The 3,575-nt window shown below is 54.4% G+C and carries 4 protein-coding genes and 1 pseudogene; all 5 read right to left on the reverse strand.

Features of this window, described 5'->3' with window-relative positions:
• Positions 1–298 precede the first annotated feature (298 nt).
• Positions 299–1,126 carry an S-formylglutathione hydrolase gene (gene fghA / locus B7G66_RS07515; protein ID WP_003618986.1) on the reverse strand — a complete coding sequence of 276 codons (828 nt, stop codon included), beginning with the start codon at positions 1,124–1,126 and terminating at the stop codon, positions 299–301.
• Between the two features lie 24 nt (positions 1,127–1,150).
• On the reverse strand, positions 1,151–1,552 hold the full coding sequence (locus tag B7G66_RS07520; RefSeq protein WP_003618982.1) for a VOC family protein: 402 nt from the start codon (positions 1,550–1,552) through the stop codon (positions 1,151–1,153).
• A gap of 59 nt (positions 1,553–1,611) precedes the next feature.
• The gene (locus B7G66_RS07525; protein ID WP_003618980.1) at positions 1,612–2,721 is read right to left on the reverse strand and encodes an S-(hydroxymethyl)glutathione dehydrogenase/class III alcohol dehydrogenase; all 1,110 of its coding nucleotides are present in this window, start codon (positions 2,719–2,721) and stop codon (positions 1,612–1,614) included.
• A 41-nt stretch (positions 2,722–2,762) separates the two neighbouring features.
• On the reverse strand, positions 2,763–3,038 hold the full coding sequence (gene frmR, locus B7G66_RS07530; protein WP_025829448.1) for a formaldehyde-responsive transcriptional repressor FrmR: 276 nt from the start codon (positions 3,036–3,038) through the stop codon (positions 2,763–2,765).
• A 348-nt stretch (positions 3,039–3,386) separates the two neighbouring features.
• Positions 3,387–3,536 (reverse strand): annotated as a pseudogene (locus tag B7G66_RS19045) (VOC family protein); the annotation flags it as partial.
• Between the last annotated feature and the right edge of the window lie 39 nt (positions 3,537–3,575).

Below are 3,575 nucleotides of genomic sequence, written 5' to 3' on the forward strand. Positions count from 1 at the left end.
GAATAGCGGTCGCCATGGCGAAAAACTCCATGACGGGCGGACAGGAGACTCTCCCCCACCCTCTCAACCCGTCACGAAAACTCGCGCAGCACTCTGACTCTGACGGCTACACCGAGACAAACCCGCACCCGCTTTTCCGGCAGAAAAGGTCGGCAATGGGGGGCAAACGGAATGTCTGCTTCCGGACAAAAGATGCAGAAAGCCGCCAGTTAATTCCACAGTTTCAAAGACGCCCCTAACAGATTTCGTCTCCACCCGAAGCCAGAAAAGCGCGGATCCAAAAAATCTGACAATCTGTTCATCGTAGTTTACTCACGAAATATCTAAGATGATCTGCAATAAAACTGGCTACAAAATAATAGCTGTGATCGTAATCAGGACGAAGATTCAGGATGAGTTCCTGCCCTGCATTCTGTGCGGCTTCCTGGAACAGTTCTGGTCTGAGCTGTTCTTTCAGAAACTGGTCCGCCAGACCCTGATCTATCAGAACAGGCAGTCTTTCCTTCGCTGTCCGCACAAGTTCAAGCGGGTCATAGGCTGCCCAACTGGCACGATCCGGACCCAGATAAGCACTGAATGCTTTTTCACCCCATGGTACCTGCGTTGGCGCCACAATGGGTGAAAAGGCTGACACAGAACGATAGCGGCCAGGATTACGCAGCGCGATCATGATGGCGCCAAATCCACCCATCGAATGTCCCGCAATGCCTCGCTGCTGCGTAACCGGAAAGCTCGCCTCAATCAGCGCAGGAAGTTCCGTGACGACGTAATCATACATCCGATAATGCGCAGCCCACGGCTCCTGCGTCGCATTGAGGTAAAATCCGGCACCCTGTCCAAGATCGTACGCATCGTCATCAGCCACACCCACGCCCCGTGGACTGGTATCCGACGCGACAATGGCGATGCCCAGTTCTGCGGCCACGCGTTGCGCGCCAGCCTTGCCAATGAAATTCTGCTCCGTACATGTCAGACCGGAGAGCCAGTAAAGAACGGGAACCTTTTCAGTTTTTGCCTGCGGCGGCAGGTAGATCGCGAAGTTTGCTTCCACACCCAACGACACGGACTTGTGTCGCCAGACTTCCTGCACACCCCCAAAAGAGGCGTGTGTTTCCTTGCGTTCCATGGCTCTCACTGCCTTTTGCGCATGTCAGTTACCGTCCGTGAAGGTATAACTGCAGATCTTGTTCCCTGCCGGATCCCGGAGATAGGCAGCGTAAGCGCCCGGTAAGTGGCTTCGCGGGCCGGGTGCGCCTTCATCGGTTCCCCCATTGGCAAGACCTGCGGCATGAAAAGCCTCCACTTCGGCGGGTGTCGCTGCTGCAAAACCGATGGTGACACCGTTGCTTGAGGGCGCTTCACCGTTGCCTGGACGTGCAATGATGAAGGCTGGCTTTTCGCGGCCATACAGAATCCACCCATGCCCGAACGGCCCCAGGTTTTTTATGCCCAGAGCCGCAAGCGCGGCGTCATAGAATTTCGCGGATACCGCAGTATCCACTGCCCCAAGAAAAACGTGAGAGAAAACACCGTCACCGGAAATAACTGCCATGATCGTTCTCCTGTAATTTCCAACCATTGGAAATGATGTTGCGCGGTGAGACGCAGACCTTAGAAATGAATGACGGAACGGATGGATTTTCCTTCATGCATCAGATCGAAGGCCGTATTGATGTCTTCGAGCGGCATGGTGTGGGTTACGAAAGGCGCAAGTTCGATATCGCCACGCATGGCATCTTCGACCATGCCGGGAAGCTGGCTGCGTCCCTTGACCCCACCGAAAGCCGAGCCGCGCCACGAACGCCCCGTCACAAGCTGGAAGGGACGGGTCGAAATTTCCTGACCGGCCCCTGCCACCCCGATGACGATCGACTGCCCCCACCCACGATGCGCGGCTTCTAACGCCGCGCGCATGACGTTGACGTTTCCGATACATTCAAATGTATGATCAATACCCCAGCCGGTCATTTCCACAAGAACCTGCTGAATCGGTTTGTCATAATCCTTGGGGTTGAGGAATTCCGTGGCGCCGAATGCTTTGGCAAGTTCAAACTTTTCCGGGTTGGTATCAATAGCGAAAATCCGGCCAGCCTTTGCCTGTCGCGCTCCCTGAATGACCGCCAGACCGATCCCGCCCAGACCGAAGACGGCAACCGTATCTCCCGGCTGCACCTTGGCCGTGTTGTGTACCGCACCAATCCCTGTGGTGACGCCACATCCCAACAGACAGACATGCCCTGGATTGGATGCGGGATTGATTTTTGCCAGAGAAACCTCGGCGACAACCGTGTATTCGCTGAACGTCGAACACCCCATGTAATGATGGATCGGCTGACCTTTGTAGGAGAAGCGTGTCGTGCCATCCGGCATCACACCTTTACCCTGTGTGGCGCGCACTGAAATGCAGAGATTGGTTTTTCCCGACTTACAGAACAGACATTCACCGCATTCCGCCGTGTAAAGCGGAATGACATGGTCGCCGGGGGCAACGCTGGTTACGCCTTCTCCGACCTCGATGACAATTCCCGCGCCTTCGTGACCCAAAACGGCTGGGAACAGTCCCTCGGGATCATCCCCTGACAGGGTAAACGCATCAGTGTGGCACACACCCGTATGCGTGATCTGCACGAGCACCTCACCAGCACGAGGAGGCGCTACATCGATCTCGACAATCTCAAGGGGCTTACCCGCCTCGAAAGCAACTGCGGCCCGTGATTTCATGATTTTTTCTCCAAATAACCTATCAGCCAGCATCGAGGGCATTACCGGAGATAGGATCGAACGAGTGACACCACATTCTCGATCGAACCACTGGCAGCATCACGATCACCGGCACACTCAACAAATTCTTCCCGCAGATGGCTTTCGAGGACACCGGCCATTAATCCGTTGATCGCTCCCCGGATAGCCGCCACCTGTTGCAGCACCGGACCGCAATCAGTTCCCTTCTCCAAAGCCTGTTCCAGCGCATCAAGTTGCCCGCGAATACGGCGCACGCGGGTCAGAACGCGCTTTTTCTCAGCTGGTGTGTGCGGCACGAACGCTTACTCCCGAATATACTACCCTTGAGTATCCTTGTCATACTATAGGGCAGTATGACAAGGATATAAGGGCGTGCTTGTCATATGATCCGATCACAATTCCGTATCGCTGAAATTTTCATCGCAACGTCCATGGGTTGCCCGTCTGTGTCTTGGGATCATTCAAGAGGTACAATTAGTGAGATCCAGACAATCTCTGCAACGAGGCTTTAAAGCGCTGATGTCCGCTATTTGGCAAACAACCTTGTGGTCCAAACGACCGACATGAAGGCGGTTGCTGCCTGTCGGATCCCACATCGTAGATCAGGCAGGCAGTTCAGGTTATTCAGCCATTCATACTGGGCATTATTGTGAGTTTTCTTGATATGCTTCTTCGGTGCGAACCGACGTTAATGTAGTCACTTCGATGAAATAGCCACCCTTCGCTCGAAAGTAAAAGGACCATGCGCCATGTGCGTTGCGTGGAGCCTGCACCTCCCAGCCATCAGTGCTTATACCAATTTGTTTTTGCTATGACCCATGAGCCCAGTCGCG

The sequence above is a fragment of the Novacetimonas hansenii JCM 7643 genome, assembly GCF_000964405.1.
Taxonomy (GTDB): domain Bacteria; phylum Pseudomonadota; class Alphaproteobacteria; order Acetobacterales; family Acetobacteraceae; genus Novacetimonas; species Novacetimonas hansenii.